We start from the raw sequence: 4,709 nt of genomic DNA, 5'->3' as shown, positions 1-4,709 counted from the left end.
TGCCCTTAACTTCAGTGGATAATTACGGTACTCAATACAATGAAGAGCATAGAAACTTTTTTCTTGATATGTACTAAAATATTTATGGTAATGGCTACGAAGATTCGGATACCAACACCAAGTTTTTAGTCCATAAGTATGGATAATTACTTTTTTATACTGCGATTTAAGTTTTTTCATCTCACTTCCTAGGTAGTTGAATTACCTAGAAGCGATCCTCAGCATGATAGTTCATGGTTGATTCTCCTAAAAAATCATAGGTTTTTACGCAATTTACTAATCAGACTCAATTTTGACTGTTCATCCAGATTATTAAACAGGCAAACGAGTTCTGCACTTAGCTCATCTTCACAAAAAAAGTAACTCAGCGGGACACCAAGCTCACTAGCCAGCTTCTTTAGCATATCTATATCTGGAATATGCCGCCCCTTTTCGTAATGATTCATACGTCCGCTAGCCGAGCCTTCATCCATACCGGCTCTGATCCCCAAGTCCTTTTGGGACAAACCGGCTTTTTTTCTGGCCTGCCTGAGTCGTTCTGGGAGGGGGTTGTTCTGCAAAGTCTTTTCATCATCTGGCGTCTCGGATGCTTAGATTGTCTAAGTTTCTCTCACTCCTGTATACTTAGCAATCCTAAGTTTTTGGCCTGTGAGTTTTTACCGATATGAACCAAGGGATTTTATTCAGCAGCAGTAAAAAATTTCGTCATATTTTGAACCAGCTCAGAAATCATAAAATACTGCGCAGTCAATTGATTAATATAGCAATTACTGAATTTCAACTCACTGAGAAACAGGCTGCAGGGCTGATTGACCGTGGTATTTATCAGCTAAGGCATCAAGGCCTTGTAAAGGCAAATGGGAAGGTAAAAAATATTAGTTACCAGTTTTCCTTGGGTGTGATAAACCATCCACCACTTCATGTCGTTAATGATGCAACGCTTTTGCTCTCTTCTGAAAAGAAAAAATTACAAAAAGAATTGGCGCAGCTCCGCTACGAGCTGGAGGCCTATCAAGAGTTTCTGGCAAAAATACCAAAACAGAAGCTTAAAATAATGAGATTACAACAAGATACCGCTGAAAAATTAAATCAGCTAAATGGCAAGCTACGAGCAGTTAACCAGCTGTTATCTCTGTAAACAAAGAAGGATGCCAAACAGAGGACATCCTTCTTTGTCCAAGGTCTTGCTATGCGGCAAGCATATTTTTTACTACACGAAGTAATATCAACCTTAGCATTACTTGCGATCAGTCTTCACTCCGCCTTTTTACTGACTTTTTTACTGAGGTTTTTTTATAGGAGGCCTTACCTAATCCTCTAAGCCCATCAAAACGGATATTGTCAACCTGATGAATAAACTCGTGCAAACCATCAACCATTGGTTGCATAAACTGACCATACTTGATTTTTTTCTCAGAAATCGCTTCTAGCTGAGACTCCCAATGTGCAGTCATATCTGGCTTGGTCATGGCTTCCGGCAGGGATAGGATCAATCGTCGGCCAATATCCGTAGCATGAATTTCTTTGCCATTTTTGATCAGATAGTCGCGCTTAAACAACAACTCAATGATGCCTGCTCTGGTCGCTTCTGTTCCCAATCCATCGGTTTCTCTAAGTACCTTTTTAATCGCTCTGTCAGTCACGTATCTGGCAATGCCCGTCATAGCTGATAGCAAAGAAGCATCGGTAAAGTGGCGTGGCGGTGAGGTCTGTTTTTCATCGAGCTTGCCATCAACACAGAGTACCCCCTCCCCTTTGATAACATCTGGCAATCTTACAGCTGAGAACTCTGGATCTTCGGAAGATGATTTCCGCTCGGGTAATAATGCTTTCCAGCCTTTATCCACCACTTCTTTTTGCCTGCTGATAAACAATCCGCCACCGACTTCGGTATCAATCTGCTTTTCTTGATATTGAAAAGGTGGATAGAACTGCATTAGATACTGTCTCGCGACCAGTTCATAGATGTTCTGCTCATCCAGTGACAGACGATTAGTATCAACCCCCCGGCTTGTCGGGACAATGGCATGGTGCGCACTTACCTTATCATCATTCCATGCCTTGGATTTAACGGAGAGATCAGCGATATCGACTGCTGCTGCCAGTCCAGGGATTGTTTTAGCGATCGCTTGAGTGACCCTCTGAGTGTCACCAAAATGTCCAGAAGGTAGATAACGACAATCCGAACGAGGATAGGTAATCAGCTTATGCTTCTCATAAAGCTGCTGACAAACATCCAGCGTCTTCTGGGCATTGAGATTAAAACGTCTGGAAGCATCGATTTGCAATGCGGACAGGTTATAGGGTAATGGTGGGGCTTGCTTAGCCCGTTCTTCCGTTACCGCAACCACAGTTCCTGGCTGGCCTGTCACCTTCTTCAACACGGTTTCAGCCAACTTTTTAAGGACCAGTCGCCCCTCTTCATCCATATAGGGCTCACAGGCGGCACTCGGCTTCCATTTTGCCGTATAAATTTGGTCGTTATCGGTTTTAAGATCGATAAACACTTCATAGAAGGGTTTGGAGACAAAATTCTCGATTTCTAAATCACGATTAACAACTAAACCTAATACCGGAGTCTGTACCCGTCCTACAGAAAGCACTCCGTTATAACCCGATGACTGTCCCCGTAAGGTACATAAACGAGTCATATTGATACCATAGAGCCAGTCAGCACGTGCACGAGCTAATGCTGAGGTAGCCAGCGGGATAAAGTCGATATTTCTACGCAGGTCATTTAACGCACGTTGGATAGCATCGGCGTTCATGTCGTTGATTAAACAGCGTTTGGCTGCTTCACGTTTCTCTTTTGAGACACCACAATAGTTGATAATCTCATCAACTAAGATTTGACCGACCCTATCGGGGTCGCCCATATTGACCAAAACATCGGCTTCGCTAATTAATTTTTTTATAACGTTAAATTGCTTCTGCGTAGCGGGCTTTACCGAGTGTTTCCACTCCACTGGCACAATAGGCAGGTGTTCCCTACGCCATTTTTTGAATTCAGGGTTATAGGCATCAGGCTCAGCCTGTTCGAGTAAATGGCCAATACACCAAGTAACCACATCACCGTTGGCGGTTCTAATAAACCCGTCACCCTTTTGATGCGGTTTAGGCAGAACATCAGCGACTGCCCTACCCACGCTCGGTTTTTCAGCTATGTACAAAATCACTGACTTCTCCTGCTACTGATATCAACAGTCTTGAGTGCTGATACTTCCCTTTCCAAGGCATCGATCTTATCTAATGCTTCGAACAAAGAGAATTCTAACTGGGCATTTTGGGCAATAATCTTATCGCAGAATTCTTTGATATCGTCTCTTTGCGCCTTATAACGCTCTTTTAACTCGCGTTCCTTATCCCTTTGTACGCGCATTCTATCCACCGAGGCTTTACCAGACTCGATAGTAGACACTGCGTTATCGAGCTTTCTTTCGTGAATAGCTCTTTTAGCTTTCTGGACAAACTCATTGTAATAGTAGATACCCCCCGAACTCAGACCCGCTTCCTGATTGATACGGCTCAGACTTACTCGCCCATCGTGGGGAGTCCGCTCCGGGACGCCGTTCAACAAACGTTCAAGTGCCCGTTCAAGCCTGATTATGGTCTGTTTACCTCGGTCAGAGAGCGTCTCTTCATCAATCATCAATAGGTATCCTTTTTATTAAAAGCAACATACTCAAGATGATGCTCTGATAAAACCTGTTCAATTGCCCTGATTTCGTAAAATAATTTCGAGGTAACATTCGGCATATCCAGCCCAAGAGATTCAATATCATTATATTTTATAATTAATTTTTCTCTGATATTAACGAGTGTTTTTGCCTTGTCTTTAGTGACGATTTTATACTGGCAAGTCGTCATATCACAAATTCGGTCACAATCAGGATTAGTACAGTACCCCCCTGGATGCTCAACTATTGAAAGCCGGCCGTCCTGAACTTGCTTACGGATCTCTTCTCGATTTAAATAGATACGAGTATCGCCCTCAGCCCGCAAATTTTTAATTCTTTTCCCTTCATGGCCTGCTAATGTTTCAGCATCGTTATAAATATAATAAAAAACATCTGTCATATAGTTCTGGTTTTCACCCGCAATTTCATCCTGGAGATCTTGATCAATCATCATATCAACATAAGAAGCGATATTGGCCTGATTAGCATACCAAGACGTCATGGCTATATTCATATGCTTAAACTGATACTTAATATCTAGCAGAGAGGCCAACTTATTACGCACCAGATAAACAGCAAAAGTCCGACGAAATGCATGGGGATGAACCTTCAACATTTGTCCAATTTTAAGCTTACCTTTTCTTGAGGGATTTAATAAGTCGAACTCTTGAACATCATCCTTTGTAGCACGATATCCAATGGATTTAACGAAGGTGTGAAGAGAATGAGCTAATGATTGTTTTCCAGCTTCAGGCCGATGTCCTCGCATATAGGGAAGCGTAACAAATAAGCTATCTACCTTTTCGAGAAAAGCATTTCTTTCATCAAGATGTACTATTGAATCCGCTTTTTCTCGCCACTTTTCACGCGCAAAGCTAAATGCATCCCAAAGCAGTAAGATTTCAGCTGCCACTGTCCGCCCGTCGCCTTAATCCAGGGCAGCTGATCCCAGGCCAGCCACTGCATATTCATGGCTGGATAGAGATGGTGCAGCTGGTACCGGCAATCAGCTCAGTGTGTGCCGGAAGCGGG

Annotated in this window: 6 protein-coding genes; 1 reads left to right on the top strand and 5 read right to left on the bottom strand. The window is 42.9% G+C overall.

The window, feature by feature from the left end:
- Positions 1–180 (bottom strand): hypothetical protein (locus FJW00_RS22425; protein ID WP_444939626.1); only part of this gene is annotated, 180 nt, incomplete at its 3' end.
- Between the two features lie 74 nt (positions 181–254).
- On the bottom strand, positions 255–560 hold the full coding sequence (locus tag FJW00_RS00140; protein ID WP_140922684.1) for a helix-turn-helix domain-containing protein: 306 nt from the start codon (positions 558–560) through the stop codon (positions 255–257).
- 104 nt (positions 561–664) lie between these two features.
- Here FJW00_RS00140 and FJW00_RS00135 point away from each other — a divergent pair, with 104 nt between their 5' ends.
- Positions 665–1,138, top strand: a complete 474-nt coding sequence (locus FJW00_RS00135; protein WP_140922682.1) for a VspR family transcription factor — start codon at positions 665–667, stop codon at positions 1,136–1,138.
- Between the two features lie 109 nt (positions 1,139–1,247).
- On the opposite strand, the gene FJW00_RS00130 is transcribed toward FJW00_RS00135, so the two are convergent.
- Genes FJW00_RS00130 through FJW00_RS00120 form a run of 3 tightly spaced genes read right to left on the bottom strand, consistent with a single transcriptional unit; the run spans position 1,248 to position 4,590 of the window.
- Positions 1,248–3,176 (bottom strand): DNA topoisomerase III, encoded by a 1,929-nt coding sequence (locus tag FJW00_RS00130; protein ID WP_140922680.1) that lies wholly within the window; start codon positions 3,174–3,176, stop codon positions 1,248–1,250.
- Positions 3,173–3,649, bottom strand: coding sequence for a hypothetical protein (locus FJW00_RS00125; RefSeq protein ID WP_140922678.1), 477 nt, complete (start codon positions 3,647–3,649; stop codon positions 3,173–3,175). Before FJW00_RS00125 ends, FJW00_RS00130 begins: the two co-directional genes overlap by 4 nt.
- Positions 3,649–4,590 (bottom strand): site-specific integrase, encoded by a 942-nt coding sequence (locus tag FJW00_RS00120; protein ID WP_181405325.1) that lies wholly within the window; start codon positions 4,588–4,590, stop codon positions 3,649–3,651. Before FJW00_RS00120 ends, FJW00_RS00125 begins: the two co-directional genes overlap by 1 nt.
- Positions 4,591–4,709: the final 119 nt, after the last annotated feature.

Source organism: Pantoea anthophila, assembly GCF_006494375.1.
Lineage (GTDB): Bacteria > Pseudomonadota > Gammaproteobacteria > Enterobacterales > Enterobacteriaceae > Pantoea > Pantoea anthophila.
The sequence above is the reverse complement of the archived record's forward strand: the minus strand, read 5'-3'. Positions and strand labels throughout refer to the sequence as shown.